Source organism: Halorubellus amylolyticus (genome assembly GCF_034808145.1).
In the GTDB taxonomy this organism is placed as follows: Archaea; Halobacteriota; Halobacteria; order Halobacteriales; family Natrialbaceae; genus Halorubellus.
In genome coordinates this window covers 327,276-351,173 of the sequence record NZ_JAXHGM010000001.1, presented here as the reverse complement: position 1 = coordinate 351,173, position 23,898 = coordinate 327,276, and the positions used below count along the sequence as shown (strand labels likewise).

The window sequence follows — 23,898 nt, the reverse complement described above, 5'->3', positions numbered from 1 at the left end:
GTGAAGACCGGCACCGCAGCCCGTGCTTTCGACAATCCGGTAACGGCGCGCCCGACCCGCCCTCGCGCTCGCTAGCCGTCGCCGTGCTCGGCCGCGAGCGCCTCGAACGCCGCCCAGGACGGGTCGACGTCGGGATGTTCGAGGCGCTCGTCGTCGACGTAGACGCCCGCGCCCTCGCTGATGCGCCCGACGTCCGCCGCGGTCGCGCCCTGCTCGCGGAGCGCCGCGAGCGCGTCGTCGACCGCGTCCGGGGGGACGGTCGCGACGAGCGTCCCAGAGGACGTACACGCCCACGGGTCGACGGCGAGGTCGCGACACGCCGCCTCGACGCCGGGCATGAACGGAACGCGGTCGCGGTCGACGTCGATGCGGACGCCAGCCCCCGCCGCCATCTCGTTCAACGCACCCGCGAGTCCGCCCTCGGTCGCGTCGTGCATCGCGTGCACGTCCGTCGCCGCGGCGAGTCGAAGGGCTTCGCGGACGCACGACGCGTCGTCGAGCCGGGACTGCGCCGCCGCGAGCGTCGCGTCGTCGAGGTCGAACCCGTCCGGGTAGAGCGTCGTGAGGAGCCCCGTCGCCTCGGCCGCCGGCCCGTTCGTCACGACCACGCGGTCGCCCGGACGAGCGCCGTCGGGCCGGACGACGTCGTCGTGCTCGCCGACCGCCATCGCGGTCGCCGCCCCGACCCACGGGAACGAACAGTCCCCGTACCGCGCGGTATGCCCGGTGAGGATGCTCACCCCGAGGTCACGGCACTCCGCGTCGATGGTCTCCCAGACCGCCGCGAACGCCTCGTCGGTCATCTCCGGCGGGAGCGAGAACGATATCGCGAGGTGACTCGGCGGGATACCGGAGACGGCGACGTCCGCGAGCACGACCGAGAGCGCGAACTTCGCGGCGCGCTCCCAGCCGAGCGCGGGCAGTATCGACACGGGGTCCGTCGCGGCGACCAGCGCCGTCCCGTCCACGTCGAGCACGCCGAAGTCCACGCCGTGAGTCGGGCCGCGCGCGACGTCGTCGCGCTCGGCACCGAGGTGGTCGAGGACGTGAGCGTCGAGGAACGCGCGGTCGACCTTCCCGAGGTCCATGCACGCACTCGAACCGGCGGCCCGATAGCCGTGGCGGTTCCCACGCACGCAGAGAACCGTCCGGAAATCACGGGAACGCGACCGTCTTCGACCTCGTAAGGGGGAATACGTATCACGCCACGACTCCTCACTCTAGGAATGAGCGTCATCGCAGAGTTCACGGCCGGCGACGACGACTTCGTCGTCGGTCGGGCGCTCGCCGTCTCGCACGGCTCGACCGTCGACCTGGAACGCATCGTCCCCATCGACGACGGACTGTTCCCGTACTGTCGCGTTCGCGGCGAAGCCGACCCAGCGGCGTTCGCCGAGACGGTCGCCGCGAACCCCGCGGTCCAGTCGGTCGTGCACGTCCCGGACGCGGACGACGGCGAGCTCTACCACGTCACGTGGACGGGAGCCGCCGTCGACGACCTCCTGAAGGTCCTCGTCGAGCACGAGGGACAGGTGCTCGCCGCGAGCGCGCGCGCCGGCCGCTGGCGCTTCCGCCTCCGCTTCCCGTCCACGGGACTGCTCGCGGACTTCCAGCGGACGACGACGGCCGCCGACCTCCCGCTCGAGGTCGGTCGGGTCTACGCCGCGACGGAGTCGCTGGACCCCGAGTTCGGGTTGACGACCGCGCAGGTGGACGCGCTCGTCACCGCCGTCGAGACCGGGTACTTCCGCGTTCCGCGAGGCATCTCGACCGCGGACCTCGGCGTCCTCCTCGGTATCAGCGACCAGGCGGTGTCCGAACGCATCCGCCGCGGCGTCGAGACCCTCGCGCGGAACGCGCTGAACGTCGACGAACGCCGACGGAACGCCGACCGCTGACCGCGCGACCCCCGCGGGTCTCGGCCGCAGTTCAGGGCGCGGTTTCGAGCTCGTCGAACAGCGCTGCGACTCGCGCCGCTATCTCGTCGCGGATCGCGACGGCCTCCTCGCGCGTCGCGTCGTCCGGGTCGTCCAGCCCCCAGTCGCGGTTCTCGCCGGCCCACGACGCCGGGCAGACGTCTTCGGCCGCACACCCCATCGTGACGACGTAATCGCACGACTGGATCTCGTCGAACGTCACCGCTCGCGGCACGCGGTCGGCCATATCGACCCCGACGTCGGTCATGACGTCCACGACGACGTCGTGCACGTGGTCGGCGGGGTCGGTGCCGCCGGTGACGAGTTCGACGTCGTCGAGGCCGCGTTCGTCGCGTTCGCGCTCGGCGAACGCGGTCGCCATCTGACTCCGGCCGGCGTTCTGCACGCAGACGAACCCGACCGTCGTCCGGGCCGCCGCTTCCTCGGTGTCCGACTCGCTGGCGCTCGCGTCGTCGCTCATCGGTCGCCCGCCGCGGTCGCGTCCAGCGCGGACAACAGGGCCGTCGCGCGCTCGGTCGGCTCGTAGTACCGCCACCGGCCGTCCTTCCGGCGCGTCACCAGTCCGGCGGTCGTGAGGTCCCCGAGCGCGTGGCTCACCGCGCTCTCGCTCACCGAGAGGAACGGCGCGAACTCGCAGACGCAGAGCTCGCCGTCGGCCGCGTCCAGGATGCGGACGATGCGGTAGCGCGTGTCGTCCGCGAGCGTCCGGAGCACGTCGAGGTCCCGCGCTCGCGAGCGCTCGTCCGCCGTCGCCGCGAGCTCCGACAGTTCGCGACGGCGCTCCTCGACGTCCGCCGGACAACAGTCGTCGTCGGCCGCCGCCACGAACCGCTCCAACCTCCCTGAGGACATACCTAAACACTTGCACAGTCGTTCAATCAAGCTGCCGGTTCGCCGTCACCCACAGTCGCACCCACAGCCTTCCACGCCTCCGAGCCAGTGCGACGCAGACTCCCGCAACCCTCAACTCCCGAGGACGCCTCCAGGACTCGAAGGAGGTGAAGCAACCAATGACGTGTCTCCGATGCACCCATCCCGCCGACCAGACGGGCGGGTCCACACACTGCACGCGCTGCGGCTGGCGCGAATCCGCCGGCGCCGACTGACGACCATCTTTTTATTGCGGGGGTCGCCAGAGGCGACCCTCCGCGGCAAAGAGATGGGTGGAAAACGACCCGGGCCTCGCAGGGCTCGGCCCGGCGAACCGGCGGCCGACGGCCGCCGGACGCTTCTCCACTACCGCAACCGCCCAGCGACCGCTTAGCGACCGCACCTTGACCGCTCAGCCACCGTACCACACCAATCAGCGACCGCACAGGTTTACGTCTCGTGTAAACCTCGCGGTCGGGGACGCGTCACGGGCGCGGAATGCCGGGGGCGGTCACTTCTCGGGCCCGGACGGGTCACGCTTCGGGGTCGACGACCTCGGTCGCGTCGTCGAGCGGCGTGCGTCGGCCCGTCACGCGCTCCGCGTCGAACCGGTACAGCGCCGCGTCGAGGTCCTGGACAGTCTCCCCGAAGATACGCATCGGGCCGAACCGTTCGTTGATCGCCGTCGCGGACGCTTCGCCCTCGCGGACGAGGTCACCGCGGAGGAGCACGCTCCAGGACTCCGCCGCACCCGCGTCGTACACCACCAGTGACGCCGACGTCGTCGACTCGAGGAACGCGAGCTTCTCGCTCCCCTCGTGCTCGCCGAGTCGCACGAACACGTCCTCGCCGTCGTAGTGCACGTGCACGGGGACCCCGTAGGCCTCCCCGTCCCGAGCGAGCGACAGCACGCCCGTCTCCGCTCGCGACAGATACGTCTCGACCTCCGACTCGTCCATCCCGAGCGTGTACACGTACTCGACGTTCTGCATGCCACTCGATACGCTCGCCACGACCATAGCACCACCCCACGACCCCACCTCGCGAGAACCATCGACCGGACGGGAACCACCGCACGAACCCGACCGAACACACGAAGCCGCAGGAGAAGGAATCGCGCCACACGAAACCGCACCGCAAGGAAGCTGGTCGGCAGAAACGGCTGCCTGACGGCGGCCGGACGCTTGGACCGGAAACGGCCGCCTGACGGCGGCCGTATGCTTGGAGAGTCAGTTACCGCTCGTCGAGCGCGACGAAGTCCTCGTGCTCGCTGCCGACGTAGCGGGCGCGCGGCCGGATGAGGCGGTTGTCCTCGTACTGTTCGAGGACGTGCGCGACCCACCCGCCGACGCGACTCATCACGAAGATGGGCGTGTAGATGTCGATGGGAATCCCCATCTGGTAGTACGTCGAACTCGAGTAGAAGTCGACGTTCGGCGCCAGGCCCTTCTCGCTCATGATGTACTCCTCGATGCTCGACGAGTACTCGTACCACTTCAGGTCGCCGGCGGCCTCGCCGAGTTCCTTCGAGCGCTCGCCGAGGATTTTCGCGCGCGGGTCCTTCACGTTGTACACGCGATGCCCGAACCCGGGGACGCGCCGGCCCTCGTCGAGGAGGTGCTCGACCCACTCCACGGGCTCCATGTCCGTATCGTCGAGTTCGAGGAGCGCCTCCATGACGTCCTGGTTCGCGCCACCGTGCAGGCTCCCCGAGAGCGCGCCGATGGCGCCCGGGACCGCCGAGTGGAGGTCCGCGAGCGTCGACGAGATGACCATCGACGTGAACGTCGACGCGTTCAGGCCGTGGTCCGCGTGCAGGACGAGCGCCATGTCGAACGTCTCCGCGAGCACCTCGTTGGGCTCCTCGCCGTTCAGCATGTACAGGAAGTTCGCGGCGTGGCTGAGGTCCTCGCGGGGCTCGACGACCTCGTTCCCGTTCCGCACGCGGTCGTACGCCGCGAGGATGGTCGGGATCTTCGCGGTGATGCGCCGTCCCTTCCGGAGGTTCGCCTCCCGGTCCGTCGGGTCCGCGGCCGCGTCCGGGTCGTACGCGGACAGCTGCGAGACGCCTGTGCGAAGGGCCGCCATCGGCTCCTCGTCCTGCTCCGCGAGCTCGCGGACGGTCTCGATGACGCCGTCGTCCACGTGGCGTTCCGTCGCCATCGTATCACGGAACTCGTCGTACTGCTCCCGATTCGGGAGCTCCCCGTGCCAGAGGAGGTAGAGCACTTCCTCGTAGCTGGCGCCGCGAGCGAGATCCTCGATCTCGTAGCCGCGGTAGATGAGTCGCCCCTCGTCGCCGTCGATGAAGCTCAGCGCCGATTCAGCGACCAAGACGCCCTCCAGCCCCTTCTTCAGGTCGTCAGACATACCGTGAACCTTGACGGGGGTGGCCGAAAAGGGTTGTCGTTCACGACGTAAGCCCCGCGAAGTCGGTTGTTCTGGGTTTCACTACGAACCCAGTTCTCGCTCGTTCGTCGCGGTCGCCGACCGCTCGACGCGCGGGCGAACGCTTTTTTCGCGGCCCGGCGTTGGTCCACGTATGACGGGGAGCGTCGAGTACGAGCCGGTGAGCGTGAAGGCGGTGCTCGCGGAGATGAAGGACACCGCCGAGCTCATGATAGACCTGTCGTACTCGGCGGTCCTGTTCGGGAGTCCGGCGGTCGCCGAGGAGGTCCTGGCGCTCGAGGACCGGATGGACGTCCTCCAGATGCGAGCGCGGATGAGCCTGCTCGTTGCGGCGCGGAGCCCGGAGGACGCGGAGGCGCTCGCGCCGGTGCTCGCGGTCGTCGGGGCGACGGAGAAGATCAGTGACGCGGCCGGCGACATCGCGAAGGTCGTCCTCGAGGAGATCGGGCTCCCGGACGCGCTCCGGTCGGTGCTCCCGGAAGCGGTGGAGACGGTCGCGCGTACGGACCTCGTCGCGGGGTCGGAGTACGTGGACCGGTCGCTCGCGGACGTGAACCTGGAGACGGAGACCGGCGTGCGCATCATCGCCATCCGGCGTGGTGGCGGGCGAGCGCACGAGAACGACGGTGCGTCGACGACCGCCGAGGGCGAGGTGGCGTCGACGACGCGGGAGGCGGCGAGACACCGGGGTGCGCGCGGGGAGTGGCTCCTGAACCCGGACCGCGATACCGTCCTCCAGGCGGGGGACGTGCTCGTGCTCCGGGGGCAGGACGACCAGGTCGCGGCGGTGTCGGAGACGGCCTCGGGCGAGGCGTACGAACCGCCGGGTGACGTCGAAGCCGGTATCGCGGACCTGGAGCGAGCGGTGGACGCCATCGTCCTGATGAAGAACGTGAGCGAGGTCGCGGTGGATCTGGCGTACGGCGCGGTCCTGTACGACAGCACGGCGCTCGCGGAGGAGGTCGCGGAGCTGGAGGCGGAGGTCGACGCGCTGGAGTCGCGGTTCGAGGCGTGGACGCTCCGCGCGGCGGCGCGCGTCGACGACCCCGTGTCGCTCCGCGGGCTCGTGCACCTCGCGGGGTCGACGGAGGTCATCAGCGACGCGGCCCTGGAGATAGCGGAGGGCGTCCTCCGCGGGCTCGGCACGCATCCCGTGGTCGCGGAGGCGGTGTTCGAGAGCGACGAGGTCGTCGTTCGCCTCGAAGTGGCGCCGGGGAGCGCGCTCGCCGGGGCGTCCCTCGGCGAACGCGAGGTGGCGACGGAGACCGGGATGCGCGTCATCGCGGTCCGCCATCAGGACGCCGACGGCGACGAGTGGGAGCCCTCGCCCGGCCCGAAGACGGTCCTGCACGCCGGCGACGTGGTCGTCGCGAAGGGCACGCGAGCGGGCGCGGACCGGCTCGCGTCGCTCGCCGGCGACGAGTCGCTTGACGTGGACGACTAGACGGGGCGTTCGGGGTACGTTCCGGGGTCACGAGCGATGGTGACGCCGAGCGCGAGCCACGCGAGACCCGGGAGGACGAGGACCGCGATGGCGGTGAGCAGTGGTTCCGTCGCGACGAGGCCCGCGAGTCCGACCGACGCGCCGGCGAGGGCGCTCGCGCCGGTCGTGAGCGCCCTCGCGTCGGTCGTGCGGTGGACCGCGAGCGCGAGGGCGGCGGTGCCGGCGGCGAGCGCGAGCGCACCGCCGACCAAGAACCCGCTCCCGGTCACGTTCCCGGGAACCGTTCCGAGGAACGCGTCCGTCTGGAGGAACGTCGCGGTGTGGACGGCAGCGATACCGGCGAGCGCGAGCGCGGCGCCGACGTTCGCGACTCGCGGGCGGGCGTGGACGTGGTCGAACGCGTCGCCGTCGGTCGCGTCGGCTTCGGTCGCGCCGCTCCGGGCGAGCGCGCTCCACGCGCCGACGGCGAGGACGAGCACGGGCAAGGGGAGGGTCACGAGGACGAGCGGTTCCGCACTCGCCGGAACGCCCGTCTCGGTCGCGATTCCGAGGGCGAGCACGCCGGTGACCGCCCACCACGCGCCCCCGACCGCGCTCGCGACGGCGCCGCGGCGAACCCACTTCGCGTAGGCCATCACGCGCCCGGCGACCGCCCGAACGGCGAGTGCGCTCGCGACGAGGAGCGTCGCGGCGGTCGCGGCGACGAACGCGAGCGCGAGGTACAGCAGCGGCGACTCCGCGCGCGCCGGCGTCCCGGGGTCGACGAGCGGGAGGACGACGAAGAACCCGAACACGACCGCCGCGAGCGCGAGCCCGACGACGAGCCCGCGCTTGGCGTGGTCGACCACGCCGAGCGCGTCGATGAGGCGCGCACTCGGCGGTCGTTCCGGACGGTCGTCGACCGAATCGGTCCCGCCGTCGCTCGCCGCCGTCTCCCCCACGTCCGTCCCGCCGTCGCTCGCAGCCGGGTCCTCGGCGTCCGACGACGACGTCGACGAAGCGTCTGGCACGCGCGACGGTAGGACTGGCGCGCACAAAGCCCCGACGATTCCCGAGCCCCCGACGACCGCGCGACGCACGCCCCCGACGCCCCCAGGGCATCCGAACAATAAAGACGCGTCGTGCGTTCCGTTCCGGTAATGACGACGCTGGGCAGCGCGACGGCCGGCCCGGGCGAGGTCGACACCGGGCGGTTGACCGTCGGCGAGACGCGGGACGGGAGCCCCATCGGACTCCCCGTCTGCGTCATCAACGGCGCCGACGACGGACGAACGCTCTACATGCAAGCGGCGAGCGACGGCGACGAACTCAACGGCGTCGGCGTCCTCCGCGAGGTCGTCCCCCGAGTCGACCCGAACGAGCTCGCGGGCGAGATACGCATCGTCGGAATCGTGAACTATCACGCGTTCCAGGTCGCGAAGCACCGGAATCCCATCGACGACACGAAGATGAATCGCGCGTACCCCGGCGACACCGAGGGCTCCTCGAGCGAGCGCATCGCCGCGGCGACGTTCGACGTCGCTCGCGACGCGGACCTCGCGCTCGACCTCCACCAGGGGTCGACGAGCCGGATGATAAACGAGGCGCGCGTTCGCTGCGGTCGCCGACATCGCCTCCATCAGGAGTGCCTGGAGCTCGCGAAGGTGTTCGGCGCCGGCCACATCCTCGACCAGAAGGGCCCGGACGGCCAGCTCGCTCGCGCCGCGCCCGACGAGGGCGTGCCCACCATCGACCCGGAGCTCGGCGGGAGCGTCGGGTTCGACGAGCACTCAGTCCAGGTCGGGGTCGACGGCGTGTTCAACGTCCTCCACCACTACGACTTCCTCGACGGCGGCGCCGAGCAGGTCTCGCAGACGCGCGCGAAGCGCTTCGACCAGTACGGGTCGCCGGCCGGCGGCCTCGTCGACTTCCACGTCGACCTCGGCGAGGACGTCTCTCGGGGCGACCGGCTGTTCACCGTCACCGACCCGTTCGGGACGCGGAAGGCCGAAGTGACCGCCGACTCCGCCGGCGTGTTCTGGCGGACGCGACGCCTCCCACAGGTCGCGTCCGGCGAGTACGTCTGCTCGGTCGGCACCGACATCGACTCCTACTAGCCATGGTACGCGACCTCATCTGTCCGAGCTGCGACGCGACGTACGACGCCGGCGTCGACGAACCCTGGCGGTGCTCGTGCGGGCACAGCCTGGACCTCGTCGACCAACCGATTCCGGGTGGCGACCCGCTTCCGATCTCGCAACTGGACACGCGCCGCGGCCTGTGGACGTTCCACGAGTTCCTGCCCGTCGAACGCCGCGTGAGCTTCGACGAGGGGTTCACGCCGCTCGTCGACGCACCCGAGTGGGGCGCCGACTTCAAGCTCGAGTACCTGTTCCCGTCGGGGTCGTTCAAGGACCGCGGCGCCACCACCACGCTCTCGCGCGCCGTCGACCTCGGCGTCGAGAAGGTCGTCGAGGACTCCTCGGGGAACGCGGGCGCCGCGATCGCGACGTACGCCGCCCGCGCCGGTATCGAGGCGGACATCTACGTGCCGGCGGACGTCAAGCAGTCGAAGCTGATGGCGATCCAGCGCGCCGGCGCCCGCCCGGTACGCATCGAGGGCAGTCGCGAAGACGTCACGGCCGCCGCCGTCGACGCCGTGGAGGACGGCGACGGCTGGTACGCGAGTCACGCGTGGAACCCGGCGTTCTACGCGGGGACGATGACGTTCGCGCTCGAGGTCGTCGCACAGCGCGACTGGGAGGCACCGGACGCGGTCGTCCTCCCCTGCGGGCACGGCACGCTCTTGCTCGGCGCGTACCGCGGGTTCGACGTCCTCGCGAAGGCGGGGATAATCGACGAGATACCGCCCCTGTTCGCCGCCCAAGCCGCGGGATACGCGCCCGTCGTGGAGGCGCGTCACGGCGGGCTCGGGACGACCGAGGTCCACGACGACGACGAACCCGAAACCCCGAACGAGATCGCGGACGGCATCCAGATCCGCGAGCCGGCGCGCGTGGACGAAATCCAGCACGCCATCGAGACGTCCGGTGGGGACGCCATCGCCCTCGGCGAGAACATCGTCGAGAACACGCTCGACGACCTCCACCGCGACGGGTTCTACGTCGAGCCGACGTGCGCGGTCGCGCCCGCCGCCCTCCGGAAGCTCCAGGACGCCGAGGTCCTCCACCCCGACCACGACGTCGTCGTCCCGCTCACGGGAAGCGGCCTGAAGACGCTGTGAGTCGCGATCGAGCCCGGTCTATTCATCGATGACGACCTATCAAGCGACGTACTGTCCGCGCTGTGGCACCGAACTCGGAGCGAAGCACGTGGACGGCCGCGACCGCCAGTACTGCGCGTCCTGCGACCGCGTCGAGTGGCGTAACCCCGTGCCGTGCGCTGGCGTCGCCGTCGTCGACCCCGAGCGCGGCGCGCTCCTCACGCGCCGCGACGTGGAACCGGGCGTCGGGAAGTGGACGCTCGCCGGCGGCCACATGGAGGTCGACGAATCACCTCCGGAGGCTGCCGCCCGCGAACTCGAAGAGGAGACGAACGTCCGCGTCGACCCCGCCGACCTCCACCTGCTCGACGCGTACACGATATCGCGAACGACGGAGAAGCACGTCGTCTCCATCGGGTACGTGGTCCCGGCGGACGCGACGGCCGGGACGCCCGAACCCGGACCCGAGGTCCAGACGGTCGAGTGGCTGACGCCGGGCGAGTTCGCCGCCAGCGACCGCGTCTACCTGGAACCGCACGACCAGCGGTTCGAGCGCGCCTGGACGCACGTCACCGCGGACTGACCGACCGCGAGTTCAAATAGCGGGACGCAGCCAGCGTCGGCATGCACTGACGAGTTGCTCGCGTCGCCCACGACGGGAGCGTGAACCAGCGACGCGACACCACGCCACGGTTCGCCTGCACGCCAACGACGAGAGACGATGGACAGCGACGCGCTCGCACACCTAGCGCTCGGGGTGCGTGGGTGCGTCGAACCCGCCCCTGACGAGTGGCTTCGCCAGGTGGCGGCGAGCGCACGGCGGGACCTCGTACCAGCCGCGTTCGAGGTCGCGTTCGATGGGAACCTCGACCTTCCCGGGTGCGCTCGTCGAGCAGTCCCGACAGCGATACCCCTGGTCGCGGCCAGCGGACTTCATCGACCGACCGCAGTCCGGACAGTCCGGGGTCGCAAGCGTCGTCTCGACGCGCTCGCGGAGTGCGAACTTCTCCAGTTTCAGCGTCCCGTCGCTCACCTCACCGCAGACCGTCACGCGGTCGCCCGGCATCAGCGACCGCACGCGATCACGGAAGTGCTTCGTCGGCTCGAACGCCGCCGCCTCGCGGCCCACCGACTCGTCCGCACCAGTACCCACGGCCGCGTCTGTCTCCGCGAGGCCGACGAAGACGTGGCCGCCACGGCGCGTCTCCGGCTCGCCCGCGACCGTCGCCTGGACGCGATACGCGCGGTCGTCGTCCAGGTCCGCGAGCGACGCCACCGACCGCAGGTGCGCGTCCGTCCCCTGGTTCGTGACGAACGTCTCCCGCGACCGCACGGGCTCGGTCCCGTCGGCAGCGACGGTATCGTCGACGACGCGCCGGCACGCCCCGGGGTCGTCGCCACGGACCGCGAGCAGGATGGGACAGGGCGTCCGCGGGACCGCCACGAGGTCGCCCGTCACGCCGTCGACCGTATCCCACGCGCCGGGGTAGGCATCGTCTGCGGCCGCGAACAGCGCGTCGGCGTCCACGTCGCGGTCGGTCCCCCAGCGGCCGCGCTCGCGGTACGCGATGTGCTCGGTCGTCCACTCGTCGAACGCTCGCCACGCACCGACCGACGCGAGCGCGCCGACGACGCCACGGCCGTTCCCCCACGACTCGACGAGGTATCCGGCGTCGGTCGCGAGTCCCCGAGCGTGCTCGGGGTCGTGGAACTCGCGGACCGCGTCGCTCGCGAACGCCGCGACCGCGTCCGGGACCGCAGCAGCGGCACCGGGTCCGCCAGCGGCAACGACGACGCCCGGGTTCGTGCCGTCCGCACCGACCTGCGCGAGCCGCTCGACGACGTCGCGAGCGGCGTCGCGAGCGACCGCGGCCGGTGCGTCCGTGTGCACGGCCAGCGCCGCGTTCCCGCGCGTCTTGTGCGGGACCGCCGGATTCAATCGAACGAGCACCACGCGAGCGACGTCGAACTCGCGCTCGCGCAACGCGGTCGCTAGCCGATGCGCGACGTACGTCGTGCACATCCCGGTGACCCGCGAGTCCGTATCGTCCACGCCGACGACCGTCATCGCGAGACCGTACGGGCCCGCGCCGACAAACCCGTTTCGGGCCGGAGTCGCCCATCGCGCTCGATCCACCACCAGCCCGCACGACCCTATTTAAATGATTCGCCGTCTCGAACCGGGAATCGCCCGACTGGACGCGTCTGCACGCGTCACAACGCATATATGCCATCGCCAGCTTACGTATGGGTATGTCCCGGGAGGCACTACTGGGGAACATCACCGCGATGCTCGGCGACGCCGGATTCGTCGTGAGCGACCGGTGCGCGGTCCGCCCCAAGAGCTTCGACCTGGTCGCCCGACGCGGCGAGGAGATCCTCCTGGTGAAGGTGCTCGCGAACGTGGACGCGCTGGACGCCGCGACGGGCGCGGAGCTGCGTCGTCTCGGCGCGTACCTGAACGCGACACCGATTGTCGTCGGGTTACGGACGCGCGACGAGGACCTGAAGCCGGACGTGACGTACTTCCGGCACGGCGTCCCCGTCATCTCGCCGGACACCGCCGTCCAGTTGTTCGTCGACGGTATCCCGCCACTCATCTACGCCGCACCGGGCGGGTTGTACGTGACGCTGGACGGTGATCTGCTCGCTGACGAACGCCAGGAGGCGGAGATGAGTCTCGGCCAGCTCGCGAAGGAACTCGGCGTCTCCCGCCGGACCGTCTCGAAGTACGAGGACGGGATGAACGCGAGCGTGGAGATCGCGCAGCGCCTCGAGGAACTGTTCGACGCGCCGTTGACGGCGCCGGTGGACGTGATGGACGGTGCGGAGGAGGTCCGCGAGGCCGATCCGATGCCGGATGACCCGGAGGCGGACCCAGACGATGCACCGGTCGTCGCGGTCCTGCGTCGTGCCGGGTTCAGCGTGCATCCGACGGTCCGCGCCCCGTTCAAGGCCGTGAGCGAGGACGAGGAGCGCACCGGTAGCGACGACGTGGAGTCGACGGTCCTGACGGGCCACAGCGAGTTCAATCGAACCGCGGAGAAACGCGCTCGCATCATGGCGTCCATCGGGAACGTGACGCGGACGCGTTCGGTGTACTTCGTCGACCGGTCGAAGCGCGAGAGCGTCGAGGGCACTGCCATCATCGAGATGGACGAAGTCGAGAACGTGGACGACACTGACACGCTCCGTGACATCATCCGGGAGCGCTCGGACGTCGAGGAGCCTGCCTGACTCGCGGCCGGTTCCGGTGTTTCTCGTGAGTCGCTTCGCTCGTCGAGAGCGGTCGCTGTCGCGCGAACCGTCTCGCTGAGAACGCTGTGGTCGACGCGTCAGGCGGACGCCTGGCCGTAGGTCTTCTCGAGGTACGCGACGATGTCGTCGGACTCGGGCATCCCGTCGACGTCGTGCTCGGTGTCGACGAGCACCGGCACGCCCGTCTGGCCGCTGATGGCTTCGACCTCGTCGCGCTGCCCGTGCGAGCTCGGGACCTCGTGACTGACGTAGTCGAGGTCGAGTTCGTCGAGCTTCGTCTTCACTTTCGCGCAGTACGGGCAGCCGGGGAGTTCGTAGAGTTCGAGCGTCATGCTCGAAGCCACGGGTTCCGGAGACAAGAGGAGCGTGGTCGCGTGCGTCGGGCGTGCCCGAGCGCTGGAACTCGACGCGGTCAGCTCGCGAGCCGGGTCCGGATGCGGGCGAGGCGCGCGCGCTGCCAGTACGCGAGTTCGCCGACGGTCCACGCGACGCCGAGGACGCCGGCGACCGCGAGGCCGACGAACGCCCACGGGTCGAGCCAGACGGGCCGCACCCACTCGGAGACGACGTCCCACTGGTCGGCGAACGCGTCCGCCGGTCCGCCGACGACCGGGAGGCCGCCGAACGTCCGCGACACCCAGTCGGCGAAGCTCAGCGACCCGCCGGTGCCGGGGACGAGGCCGGCGCTCCCGGACAGTCGGTGCGACCCGCTCGCGTTCATGTCGCGGATGGTGGGGCGCGACGCGTTCATCGCTTCGTCGCCGTACGCGGCGCGTTCGACGTCGTACGGCGCCCACGGCGCGAGCGTCTCCCAGACGATCTCGCCGCTCGGCGTCACCTCGACGACGCGGTGGTTCTGGGTGTCGACGACGAGCGTGTTCCCGTTCGGGAGGCGGTCGGCGTCTCGCGGCCAGTCGAACTGGCCGTTCCCGACCTCCCAGACCTGGTTCCAGTCGCAGGTGCCGTTCGCGTGTCGGGACTCGCAGGCGTACTCGACGACGCGGTCGTTCTCGGAGTCGGCGACCAGTATCGTGGGCGTGCCGTTCTCGCTCTCGAGGTACGTCGGGTTGTGCTGTTCGTCCATGACGTCGTGGTTCCCGTCGGCCCCGAGGCGCATCGTGACGTTCTTCGTGGACTTGTTCACGACGATGACCTGGTCGAAGTTCCGCGGGGAGAGCATGTACTCGCCGGGCGCGACCTCGTCGATGTCGTTGACGTGCGACCAGTCGCCGGTGTTCGAGACGCCTTCGTCGGTGCTTTCGGGGTAGTGGTCGGCGAACTTCCACTCCCAGGTGCGTTCGTCGGTCGTGAGGTTGTAGATGAACGCGCCTTCGTCGCTCGTCGAGCCCTCCGACGCGCGGAGGTGCGCGACGAGGAGCTGGTCGCCGTTGATGAGGTCGACGTCGTGCGTGTCCGTGATGTTCAGGGTCTCCTGCCAGACGCGCTCTCTGGTCTCTGGGTCGAGTTCGTAGACGAGCGTCTTCCCGGGTTTGGTGTTGACGGCGAGGAGGTTCCCGTTCGGGAGCGGGTCGACGTCGTAGAACCACGAGACGCTCTGGCCGCCGTCGTACACCCACTTCGTGCTGGCGCGTTCGTCGAACGCGACGAGGCGCGCGGGCTTCTTCCGGTTGCCTTCGCCGTCGAAGTGGAAACCTTGCACGGCGACGTACGTGGTGCCGTTCGCCTCGCTGTCGACGGTTCCGGCTTCGAGTTCGGGGGGTTCGTAGTTCGCGCTCGTGACGCCGGCGCCGACGACGAGGGCGAGGACGACGACGGCGAGGAGCGCCCTGAGCTTGTGGCGGCGTGGCGCGTCCACGAGGGCGGAGCGGGCGGACATTAGGCGAAGGAAGCGGTACGGTCGGTATAAGCCTCGTGGTATCCGGTGACGGTGACGGGAAACGGGGCGTCCGCGGCGGTGTTCTCAGGCGAGCGTGTTCGTGCGGACGACGTAGTACGCGACGACGGCGACGGCGAGCAGCCACTGGCCGAGCTGGACGTCCTCGAACTCGCCCTGTGCGGTCTTGACGAGCGGGTACGAGAGGAGGCCGGCGGCGATGCCGGTGGCGATGGAGTGCGTGAGCGGCATGAGGATGATGGTGAGTGCGCCGGGGATGGCGTGGGCGTTGTCGTCCCACGCGATGTCGGTGACGTTCCGGAGCATGAAGACGGCGACGACGAGGAGGGCGACGTACGGCGCGTACGAGGGGAGGAGGCCGAGCAGGGGGATGAGCGGGAGCGTGAGGAGGAAGAGGCCGGCGACGACGAGCGTCGTGAACCCGGTGCGGCCGCCTTCCTCGATGCCTGTCGAGGATTCGATGAACGTGGTGACGGTCGAGGTGCCGAGGATGCCGCCGACGGTGGTGCCGACTGCGTCCGCCATGAGTGGCTTGTCCATCTCGGGGACCTCGTCGTTCTCGTCGGTCATGTCCGCGGCGCGGGAGAGGCCGACGAGCGTGCCGGCGGTGTCGAAGAAGTCGACGAAGAAGAACGTGAACAGCACCATCGCGAACGTGAGGCCGGTGACGTCACCGAACCCGTCGAGGAACGCGCCGGCGAGCGGCGTGATGTCGTAGGACGCGGCGTCGAACGCGAGCGCGCTATCGATGATGCCGCCGACGTCGCTCGGTGCGAGTGCTTGCGGTTGGAGGTCGTAGGTGTCGCCGACCTCGTTGGCGGCGGCTTCGAGGCCGGCGGCCGCTGCGACGTAGCCGAGGGCGCTCGTGCCGAGGACGCCGATGACGATGGAGCCGCGCGTGCCGCGAGCGTAGAGGACGAACGTGAGGAGGATGCCGAGGACGGAGACGACGGCGACGGGGTCCTTCGCGAGGATGGGGTTGAACGAGAGGATGTCGCTCGTGTCGAACGCGGTGATGCGCATGAACTGGAGGCCGATGATGGCGAGGAACAGTCCGATGCCGGGGCCGACGCCGGCTTTGACGGGTTCGGGGAAGAGGTTGATGACGTACTCGCGAGCGCCGACGGCGGTCAGCGCGATGAACAGGACGCCTTCGAGGAAGACGGCGGCGAGCGCGGTCTGCCACGAGATGCCGAGCCCGGGCGAGAGGACGACGCTCACGAAGAACGCGTTGAGGCCCATGCCGGACGCGAGCCCGAACGGCCGGTTCGCGTAGAGCCCCATGACGAGCATCCCGGCGACCGCGGAGAGGATGGTGGTGACGGCGAGCAGCTGGACCGCCATGCCGTCGCCGACGCCGAGTTTCGCGTCGGTGATCGCGATGTTGAGGATGTACGGGTTGACGACGATGATGTAGCTCATCGTGAGGAACGTCGTCAGGCCCGCGAGCAGTTCGGTCGAGTAGTCTGTCCCGTGGTCGTCGAAGCCGAAGAACGCGGCGACGCTATCACCCGGAGCCATGATTCACGTTCGACCAACTCAAGACCATTATCTTAAATACTTTCGATTAGGATGCGGTTGTTATATGCACGTATCTGCATAGAAGTGGGTTATCGGACAGATTCCGCTTCGAGACGTGTCTGAGGAATCGGAAGTGACGGCAGGAACTCGCGTGCGGGTGGTTCGGAGACCGGTCAGTCCACGCGCCGGCTTCCGGTCGCGGTGACGTCGACGCCGGGACTGTAGTAGTGCGGGCCCTCGCGGTCGGGGACCGGGAAACCGTTCGCCTCGAACACCCAGTTCTGGCGGACGTCGACGTCGACGGTCGCGAGCGGCCAGCGCGGGTGCTGGATGCCCGCGGAGCGGAGGTCGCCGCCGGGCGTCTCGGTGTAGTACCGGTACCGTTCGGTGAGGAACTCCGCGAGCGTCCCCGGGCGCGCGTCGAGCGGGTCGTCGGGGTCGCCGCCGAGGCCCGCCGCGGGCTCGCTCGTCGGGCGGTACGTCGCGTCGAACGTCGCCGGGCGAGCGCCGGGATGCGTGCGGCGGGACGCGAAGCGAACGCCGCCCGTACCGTCGGTGTCGAGCGAGACGTCCGCGCGGTAGTACGGGAGCTTATGGAATATCCTGGCCGCGGCGACGCCGAGGTCGCCGTCCGCGTCCAGGCTGTAGAAGTACACGCCGGGTGCACCATCGCCGTCCGCGTCCGTCCGCCGGACGTACGTCCGCAGGTTCAACTCGGGGAGTGCGAACCCGAACTGGCTCGGGAGGCCCTTCGGGCGGACCGCGACGTTCGTGAACGGCACCACCGACAGCCACGCGTCGCCGTCGTACGTGTCCACGGCGAGCGCGTCCGGGAGGCGGTCCGCCACCGTCGCCGGCTCCACCGGGTAGTTCAGGAACGCGAGGTTCCGCCACCCCATCGCCACCGGCAGGTCGGGGAACATAATCGACGGTAGGGGCCGGAGGCCCGTAAGGAGGCCGCCCACCGAACCCGGCCCAGACGACTCTTTATACGTGACGACGCCGAATTCGCGGCCAGATGGACGTCGCCGACCTCCCGCTCGCCGACGAGTTCGTCGCGCACTTCCAGTCCCAGGGCGTCGAGGCGCTGTACCCGACGCAGGTCGCGGCCGTCGAGGCGGGCGTCTGCGACGGCGATCGCGTGCTCGCGGCGATTCCGACGGCGAGCGGGAAGACCCTCGTCGCGCAGCTCGCGATGCTGACCGCGGACGGCCCCGCGCTCTACGTCGTGCCGCTGCGAGCGCTCGCGAGCGAGAAGTTCGAGGAGTTCGACGCGCTCCCGGGAGTGAGCGTCGGGATGGCGACCGGCGACTTCGACGCGACCGACGAGGACCTCGCCGAGCACGACGTCGTGGTCGCGACGAGCGAGAAGGTGGATTCCGCCATCCGGAACGGCGCGAGCTGGGTCGAGCCGCTGTCGTGCGTCGTCGTCGACGAGATACACCTCCTAGACGCCGAGGGCAGGGGGCCGACGCTGGAGGTGACCATCGCGAAGCTCCGGCGGTTGACGCCGGACGTGCAGCTCGTCGGGCTGTCGGCGACCGTCGGGAACGCGCGCGCGATTGCGAACTGGCTGGACGCCGAACTCGTCGCGTCGGACTGGCGGCCCGTGGACCTGAAGACGGGCGTGTACGCCGACGACGCGATGCGGTTCTCGGACGGCGAGGTCCGGCGGGTGCCGGCCGGCGAGGACGGGGCGGCGCGGGCGCTCGCGACGGACGTGGTGGAGGGCGAGGACGGGCAGTGTCTCGTGTTCGTGAACTCGCGTCGCGGCGCGCAGGACCTCGCGAGCACGCTCGTCGACGAGTTCTACGCGACGCCGGCGGCGGTCGCGGAGGAACTGCAGTCGACGGCGCGGACCGCGACCGGCGTGGAGCTGGCGCGGTGTGCCGCACACGGCGTCGCGTTCCACCACGCGGGGTTGGCGAGCGAGCAGCGTCGGGTCGTCGAGCGCGCGTTCCGCGACCGCGAGCTGAAGGCGATCGTCGCGACGCCGACGCTCGCCGCGGGCGTGAACGTCCCCGCGCGACGGGTCGTGGTGCGCGACCACGAGCGCTGGAACGGCGCGGAGATGGAGCCGCTGTCGGTGCTCGAGGTCCACCAGATGTTCGGTCGCGCCGGCCGCCCGCACCTCGACCCGTACGGCGAGGCGGTCGTCGTCGCGGACGCCCGCGAGGTCGACGCGGTCCGCGAGCGCTACGTCGAGGCCGAGCCCGAGCCCGTGCGGTCGAAGCTCCGGAGTCAACGCGCGCTCCGCACGCACGTCCTCGCGAGCGTCGCGTCCGGGTTCGCGGACTCCCGGGCGGCCATCCTGGAGCTCCTAGACGAGACGTTCTACGCGCACCAGCGGCGCGAAGGCGTCGAACGCGACCCAGTCGGCGATGACGAGGACGGCACCGCCGAGGGCGAGACCGCTGACGATGGTATCGACGACGTCGTCGACGACGTGCTGACGTACCTGGACGCGGTCGGGATGCTGGCGCGGACCGGGCAGTCCGTGGAGGCGACGCCGCTGGGCGACCTCGTGTCGCGCGTGTACGTCGACCCGGTCACGGGCGCGAGCGTCGTCGAGGCGCTGGAGCGGGCGTCGGCGCTCCCGCACGTCACCGCGCTCACCGTCCTCGAACTCGTCTGTGACACGCGAGACATGCCGACGGTGTACGTGCGAGACGACGAGGCCGGGCAGGTGAGCGACGCGGCGATGCGGCGTCGCGACGAGCTCGCGCGGGACGTGATGGACTTCGACGGCGAGTTCAACGCGTGGTTGGACTCCCTGAAGACCGCGCTCCTCCTAGAGGACGTCGCCGACGGCATGGACGTGGAGGGAATCAGCGAGCAGTACGGCGTCGAGCCGGGTGACGTCCGGCGGTCGGTCGAGCGCGCCGAGTGGTTGTTGACGGCGACGGAGTCCCTCACGGAGCACGTGGACGCGGACCTGTCGAACGTGGCGGCGGTCATCCGCGAGACGCGCGACGAGCTCGTCGCCGTCGACGTCTGAGTCACCGTTCAGCCCGCGCTAGTCCGCACTCGCGCGCTCAGAACCGCGTGAGGGCGCCGACGGGCGCGTCGGTGTGCTCGCGGGCGCGGTCGACGCCATCGTCGCCGACGGCGATGAGCGCGAACACCCCAACGACGTCCGCGTTCGCGGTGTGCGCGATGTCGAGGAGGAGTTCCTGGGTCTCGCCCGAGCGGATGAGGTCGTCGACGACGAGCACCGAGTCGCCGTCGTCGAGCGCGCGCTCGGGGAGGTAGTACGTGAGTTCGATGCCGGACTGGAGGCGCTGGCGCGCTTCGACGAACTCCTCGACGGCGGTCTCCTTCGTCTTCTTCGCGTACGCGCAGCGGGCGCCGAAGTAGCTCGCCATCGCCGCGGCGAGCGTGATGCCGTCGGTCGCCGCCGTCAGGACGACGTCGGGCGCTTCGAAGTCGAACGCGTCGGCGGCGACGGGCGCTGCGAGGTCCAGAAAGGACTGGTCGAAGACGGCGGCGGAGTTGTCGACGTACCCCTCGTCGTCGACGCGCACGCGCTCCTCGAGTTCGGCGGCGAGTTCGTCGCGGCCGACGCCCTCGACGACCTCGCGGGCGCGGTCGGCGCTCGGGAGGACGTGCCCGTTCACGTACCGGTTCAGGTCGCCGGCGGGCAGGTCGGTGAGGGCCGCGAGCTCGTCGTACGTGCGGGTCTCCTTGAGCATGCGGAGGACGGAGACCGCGCGGAGCTGCAGTGCGGCCTTCTCTGCTCGATTCATGCCGGATATGCGCGGTTGCACAACTATGAATACATCGAATCGAAGAGCGGCGTCTGTACGCACGTCCGTGCACGCTCCTTGCCGGGTCGGGTGCCGCGTGGGGTCGGGGTCGACGCGCTCGCCGTGGTCGTCGGTCGCGGTCGTCAGTCGAGGACGAGCGCGAGGACGAGCGCGACGGCCGCGACCGCGGCGACGCCCGCGACGACGGGAGCGCCGCCGGCACCGGCGAGGAACGCTGTGGCGGCGACCGCGAGTCCGGCCGCGCCGACGAGCGTCGCGTCCCGGACGTGCGCGAGCGCGACGCCGCGGTCCACGACGGCGCCGACCTGGGCGTCGACCGCGAGCGCGTACGTCGCGGCGTCCCACGCGACGAGCGCCGCCCACGCACCCAGCGCCGTCGCGACCGGCGTTGCGCCGCCGAGCCCCGCCAGTGGCGACCCGGCGGCGAGCGCGACGCTCCCGGCGCTGACCAGCGGTCGGCTGCCGCGGCGAGCGCCCGCAACGAGCACCAGCGTACCGCTGCCCGCGGCCGTCGTCGCGAGCCACGACGCCGGTGCGACCGCCGCGAACGCCACGACCGCGGTCAGGGCCGCCACCACGAACCCCGGGTTCGTCGCCGCGAGCCCCCTAGTCTCGCCCGGCGGTGCGACGGCCCCTTCGACTGGAGCGGTCGACTCCTCGCCGGTCATCGACCGTCACCTCGGACGGAGGTCCGCGAGAGCGCGACGCCGAGGGGTTCGTCCCACGCCCAGTCGACGACGCGGACGCCCGACCCCCGGAGTCCGATGACGCGGAGGCGTCGGCCGACGCGCGCGAGCCGGTGACTCGGCGTCCGCGCGAGCGTCGGGTCCGGACTCAGCACCGTCACCGCGCGCCCGCCGGCCTCGAACCGGCGCGCGATGGTCGCGGCGCGGTCGTCGCACAGCGGCGTCAGGAAGAACACCTGCGCGCCGTCCGGGATGCGACGCCGAAGGCGGTCGACGGACTGGGTCACGCGGAGGTTCCGGTCCGCCGGAACCGGCGACAGCGCGGGGTTCGTCGCGAGGAGGTCGCGGACGCGCTCGCGGTGCCCGCGCCCCGACCCCGGCGGAAGCCAGCACTCGCTCGTCGACACCGCCGCGACGCCGACGCGGTTCCCGCTCGCGACGAGCGCGTCGTAGAGCGACCCCGCGGCGTCGACCGCCCGGTCGAGCGCGTGCGGGCCGCTCGAATCCGGCGCGACGTACCCCGCGGCGCGCCCGTCGACGACGAGCACCACGGACGCGGCGCGTTCCTCGCGGAACTCGACCGTCGAGAGCGCGCCGGTGCGCGCGAACCGGTTCCAGTCGACCCGGGAGAGCGGGTCGCCGCGGCGGTACTCGCGCGTCTGGAAGAACTCCAGGCCCGACCCGCCCTCGTTCGTGTCGACGTTCCCCGCGTACCGCGTCGTGTGTTCGCGGAGCGGGACGTCGCGGGTCGCGTCGCCGAGCGCCGGGACGCACGCGAGCTGGTCCGGCGCGTGGAGGACGTGGCGTTCCTCGACCGCGCCGGCGCGGTCTGCGACGACCGCGAGCGCGCCCTCGTACGCGTGGACGCCGCGGCGCGCCGCGACGACGTACTCGAACTCGACGCTGTCGCCGGGAGCGAGCGAGCAGTGCGCGCGCGCCGTCCCGTCGACGACCGAGAGCGCCGCCGGGACGCCGTCGACGACCCGACACTCGCGGAGGGCGTCGTCGCCGACGTTCTCCACGGTCACCGCGACGCGGACGCGCTCGCCGGGGTCGGGGTCGGTCGTCGAGAGCGAGCGCGACACCGCCAGGTCGACGGTCGGCACCGACGCGGCCGCACCCCACGCGACGTACGCGGCGGCGACGGCGCCCGCGAACGCGGTCGCGGGGGACCCCGCGAACGCGCCGGCGGCGAGTGCGACCAGCGCGAACGCACCCGCCCCGCGGAACCGGCCGGTTCGAGCGCGCTCACGGCGCACCGACCGCCCCTCGACCAGCCCCCCCTCGTCGCCGCCGTCCGCGACGCCCGCGGGCAGCGAGACGGTGTGCGGGACCGCGCCCAGGCCGGCCGCGGGCGGGAACCACGACGACGCCGGCGCGTCTTCGTCACCACGAATCCCGGCACGCGCGGCGACCGCGTCCGCCGCGTGCCGCGCCGCGACCACCACCGGCCGGTCGCCGCCGACGCCGACCGCGTTCCGGACGCGGTCGCCGAACGACGCCGCCGGGAGCGACCACTCGCTCGCGAGGAATCGCGCGGCGACGCCGTCGTCCGTCCACGAGCCGTCGTCGACGCGGTCGCGCGCCACCGCGCCCGGAACGCCCTCGCGGACGGAGACGACCGCCGTCGCCGCCCGCCGGAGCGCGTCCCGCACACCACGCGGCGTCAACTCGACGTGCGCTCGGCCGACGAGCGACCCGAGCGCGACGTTCAGCCGCGCGCCCGGCGGGTCGCTCGCGACCGAGGACTCGACCGCCGGCAGCGGCCCGAGCCGGTCACCACCGCCGGCGTACGCGACCCACGCCGCCGCCACCACCGCCACCGCCGCCGCGACCGGAGCGAGCACGCTCCCGGCGGTCGACTCGCCGACGGTCGCCGCGACGACGACCGCGGTCGCGAACGCGCCGACGCCGACCGCGACCAGCCACCGCCTCACGACGACCCACCCCACCCATCGCCCCGGTCGCGCTCGGACACCGCCGGCGTGGCCACGTCGGGGTCGCTCCCCGCGTGTTCGGCCTCGATGCGTTCGAGCGCCGCGACGGCGCGCGCCGCACGCTCCCCGCTCGCGTCGCGGTCGCCGTACCGGACCGCCTCGAACAGCGCGGTGAGTTCCGCGACCGCCTCCGGGTCGACGCCGGCGGCCGTCGCCGCGTCCGCGAACTCGCGGGGCGTCGACGTCGCCGGCCGGGCGACCGGGAGGACCGCCGCGAGCTCGCGCCACGCACGCACCACGTCGTTCTCCGGCGGCGACCCTCCGTCGTCGAGGTGCGCGGCCGCCCGTCCCGCCGCCGACCCCAGCGCGGTCCCGTCCACCGCGTCCGATTCCACCTCGTCGTCCTCGTCGGCCCCGGACGGTGACGGCGCCTCGGTCGCGTCCTCGTCCGACCCCCGCCCGCGGAGCCGGCGTACCGCGACCCAGCCACCGACGACCAACGCGAGCGCGACGAGCACCGCCAGAATCAGGTCCGGCCCCGGGCCACCCGTCGCCGGCACGCGCTCGGGCGACCCCTGCACGAGCGGCCCGCCGACGCCGTCCGGTCCACCGGGCCCCTCGCCGTCCTCGAACACGCGCACCGCAACGAGCAGGACGCCCGCAACCACGACCGCCACCGCGAGCACGAGCGCGACGAACCGCCGCCGCATCCGCCGCCCGCCACCACCCGACCGCAGTCGCTCGACGAGCAACCACGCGCCGCCCGCGACCAGCGCCACGAGCACCACCAGCCAGAGCACGCCACCGAGCGCACCGCTACCACCGCTCGCCCCCGCGCCGAACGTCACACCACCGCCCGTAGCGGGCGCTGTCGACGGCGACACCGCACCAGCCGCGAACGCCACCGACGCGACCGCCAACACGCCCACGACCACCCCGCGTCGCTCCATCACCCGCCGCTACGCCCGCCGCACACGAAAACCCTTCAACTCCCGGCACTCGCGACCGACTC

The 23,898-nt window shown here is 71.4% G+C and carries 22 protein-coding genes; 7 read left to right on the top strand and 15 right to left on the bottom strand.

Features of this window, described 5'->3' with window-relative positions; genetic code table 11:
• Positions 1–71 precede the first annotated feature (71 nt).
• A complete protein-coding gene (locus SM754_RS01735; protein ID WP_323675237.1) occupies positions 72–1,088 on the bottom strand; it encodes an AIR synthase family protein in 1,017 nt (338 codons plus the stop codon).
• Positions 1,089–1,226: 138 nt separating this feature from the next.
• Between SM754_RS01735 and SM754_RS01730 the strand changes: the two genes are divergently transcribed.
• Complete coding sequence (locus SM754_RS01730) at positions 1,227–1,898, top strand: bacterio-opsin activator domain-containing protein (protein WP_323674493.1); 672 nt, start codon at positions 1,227–1,229, stop codon at positions 1,896–1,898.
• Positions 1,899–1,929: 31 nt separating this feature from the next.
• On the opposite strand, the gene SM754_RS01725 is transcribed toward SM754_RS01730, so the two are convergent.
• The 4 genes from SM754_RS01725 to citZ all read right to left on the bottom strand — a co-directional run bounded on the left by SM754_RS01725 (position 1,930) and on the right by citZ (position 5,177).
• Positions 1,930–2,397 (bottom strand): arsenate reductase/protein-tyrosine-phosphatase family protein, encoded by a 468-nt coding sequence (locus SM754_RS01725; RefSeq protein ID WP_323674492.1) that lies wholly within the window; start codon positions 2,395–2,397, stop codon positions 1,930–1,932.
• Positions 2,394–2,789 carry an ArsR/SmtB family transcription factor gene (locus SM754_RS01720; protein WP_323674491.1) on the bottom strand — a complete coding sequence of 132 codons (396 nt, stop codon included), beginning with the start codon at positions 2,787–2,789 and terminating at the stop codon, positions 2,394–2,396. Before SM754_RS01720 ends, SM754_RS01725 begins: the two co-directional genes overlap by 4 nt.
• 551 nt (positions 2,790–3,340) lie before the next feature.
• Positions 3,341–3,799: a pyridoxamine 5'-phosphate oxidase family protein gene (locus SM754_RS01715; RefSeq protein WP_323674490.1), complete on the bottom strand. Its 459-nt coding sequence runs from the start codon at positions 3,797–3,799 to the stop codon at positions 3,341–3,343.
• Between the two features lie 241 nt (positions 3,800–4,040).
• On the bottom strand, positions 4,041–5,177 hold the full coding sequence (gene citZ / locus SM754_RS01710) for a citrate synthase (RefSeq protein ID WP_323674489.1): 1,137 nt from the start codon (positions 5,175–5,177) through the stop codon (positions 4,041–4,043).
• A 172-nt stretch (positions 5,178–5,349) separates the two neighbouring features.
• Here citZ and SM754_RS01705 point away from each other — a divergent pair, with 172 nt between their 5' ends.
• Positions 5,350–6,660: a potassium channel family protein gene (locus SM754_RS01705; RefSeq protein WP_323674488.1), complete on the top strand. Its 1,311-nt coding sequence runs from the start codon at positions 5,350–5,352 to the stop codon at positions 6,658–6,660.
• Here the strand turns inward: SM754_RS01705 and SM754_RS01700 are convergent.
• Positions 6,657–7,670 (bottom strand): DUF7536 family protein, encoded by a 1,014-nt coding sequence (locus tag SM754_RS01700; RefSeq protein ID WP_323674487.1) that lies wholly within the window; start codon positions 7,668–7,670, stop codon positions 6,657–6,659. The genes SM754_RS01705 and SM754_RS01700 overlap by 4 nt on opposite strands.
• Before the next feature lie 129 nt (positions 7,671–7,799).
• Between SM754_RS01700 and SM754_RS01695 the strand changes: the two genes are divergently transcribed.
• Genes SM754_RS01695 through SM754_RS01685 form a run of 3 tightly spaced genes read left to right on the top strand, consistent with a single transcriptional unit; the run spans position 7,800 to position 10,445 of the window.
• Entirely contained in the window at positions 7,800–8,756 is a 957-nt protein-coding gene (locus tag SM754_RS01695; protein WP_323674486.1) for a succinylglutamate desuccinylase/aspartoacylase family protein, read from the top strand.
• 2 nt (positions 8,757–8,758) lie between these two features.
• Positions 8,759–9,883 carry a pyridoxal-phosphate dependent enzyme gene (locus tag SM754_RS01690; protein ID WP_323674485.1) on the top strand — a complete coding sequence of 375 codons (1,125 nt, stop codon included), beginning with the start codon at positions 8,759–8,761 and terminating at the stop codon, positions 9,881–9,883.
• A gap of 28 nt (positions 9,884–9,911) precedes the next feature.
• Positions 9,912–10,445, top strand: coding sequence for an NUDIX hydrolase (locus SM754_RS01685; protein WP_323674484.1), 534 nt, complete (start codon positions 9,912–9,914; stop codon positions 10,443–10,445).
• A 162-nt stretch (positions 10,446–10,607) separates the two neighbouring features.
• Here the strand turns inward: SM754_RS01685 and SM754_RS01680 are convergent, their stop codons facing one another.
• On the bottom strand, positions 10,608–11,930 hold the full coding sequence (locus SM754_RS01680) for a TiaS agmantine-binding domain-containing protein (protein WP_323674483.1): 1,323 nt from the start codon (positions 11,928–11,930) through the stop codon (positions 10,608–10,610).
• A 185-nt stretch (positions 11,931–12,115) separates the two neighbouring features.
• On the opposite strand from SM754_RS01680, the gene SM754_RS01675 reads away from it, so the two are divergent.
• Complete coding sequence (locus tag SM754_RS01675) at positions 12,116–13,099, top strand: transcriptional regulator (RefSeq protein WP_323674482.1); 984 nt, start codon at positions 12,116–12,118, stop codon at positions 13,097–13,099.
• A 98-nt stretch (positions 13,100–13,197) separates the two neighbouring features.
• Here SM754_RS01675 and SM754_RS01670 read toward each other — a convergent pair whose 3' ends face one another.
• The 4 genes from SM754_RS01670 to SM754_RS01655 form a co-directional block, all read right to left on the bottom strand.
• Positions 13,198–13,452 carry a glutathione S-transferase N-terminal domain-containing protein gene (locus SM754_RS01670; protein WP_323674481.1) on the bottom strand — a complete coding sequence of 85 codons (255 nt, stop codon included), beginning with the start codon at positions 13,450–13,452 and terminating at the stop codon, positions 13,198–13,200.
• Between the two features lie 80 nt (positions 13,453–13,532).
• Positions 13,533–14,957 (bottom strand): arylsulfotransferase family protein, encoded by a 1,425-nt coding sequence (locus SM754_RS01665; protein ID WP_323674480.1) that lies wholly within the window; start codon positions 14,955–14,957, stop codon positions 13,533–13,535.
• A gap of 84 nt (positions 14,958–15,041) precedes the next feature.
• A complete protein-coding gene (locus SM754_RS01660; protein ID WP_323674479.1) occupies positions 15,042–16,496 on the bottom strand; it encodes an NCS2 family permease in 1,455 nt (484 codons plus the stop codon).
• 173 nt (positions 16,497–16,669) lie between these two features.
• Positions 16,670–17,419, bottom strand: a complete 750-nt coding sequence (locus tag SM754_RS01655; RefSeq protein ID WP_323674478.1) for a YqjF family protein — start codon at positions 17,417–17,419, stop codon at positions 16,670–16,672.
• A 95-nt stretch (positions 17,420–17,514) separates the two neighbouring features.
• Between SM754_RS01655 and SM754_RS01650 the strand changes: the two genes are divergently transcribed.
• A complete protein-coding gene (locus SM754_RS01650) occupies positions 17,515–19,494 on the top strand; it encodes a DEAD/DEAH box helicase (RefSeq protein ID WP_323674477.1) in 1,980 nt (659 codons plus the stop codon).
• 37 nt (positions 19,495–19,531) lie between these two features.
• Here SM754_RS01650 and SM754_RS01645 read toward each other — a convergent pair whose 3' ends face one another.
• The 4 genes from SM754_RS01645 to SM754_RS01630 form a co-directional block, all read right to left on the bottom strand.
• On the bottom strand, positions 19,532–20,242 hold the full coding sequence (locus SM754_RS01645) for a phosphoribosyltransferase family protein (protein ID WP_323674476.1): 711 nt from the start codon (positions 20,240–20,242) through the stop codon (positions 19,532–19,534).
• Between the two features lie 143 nt (positions 20,243–20,385).
• Entirely contained in the window at positions 20,386–20,931 is a 546-nt protein-coding gene (locus tag SM754_RS01640) for a DUF7519 family protein (RefSeq protein ID WP_323674475.1), read from the bottom strand.
• Complete coding sequence (locus tag SM754_RS01635) at positions 20,928–22,886, bottom strand: DUF7269 family protein (protein WP_323674474.1); 1,959 nt, start codon at positions 22,884–22,886, stop codon at positions 20,928–20,930. Before SM754_RS01635 ends, SM754_RS01640 begins: the two co-directional genes overlap by 4 nt.
• Positions 22,883–23,836, bottom strand: a complete 954-nt coding sequence (locus SM754_RS01630; protein ID WP_323674473.1) for a DUF4129 domain-containing protein — start codon at positions 23,834–23,836, stop codon at positions 22,883–22,885. Before SM754_RS01630 ends, SM754_RS01635 begins: the two co-directional genes overlap by 4 nt.
• Positions 23,837–23,898: the final 62 nt, after the last annotated feature.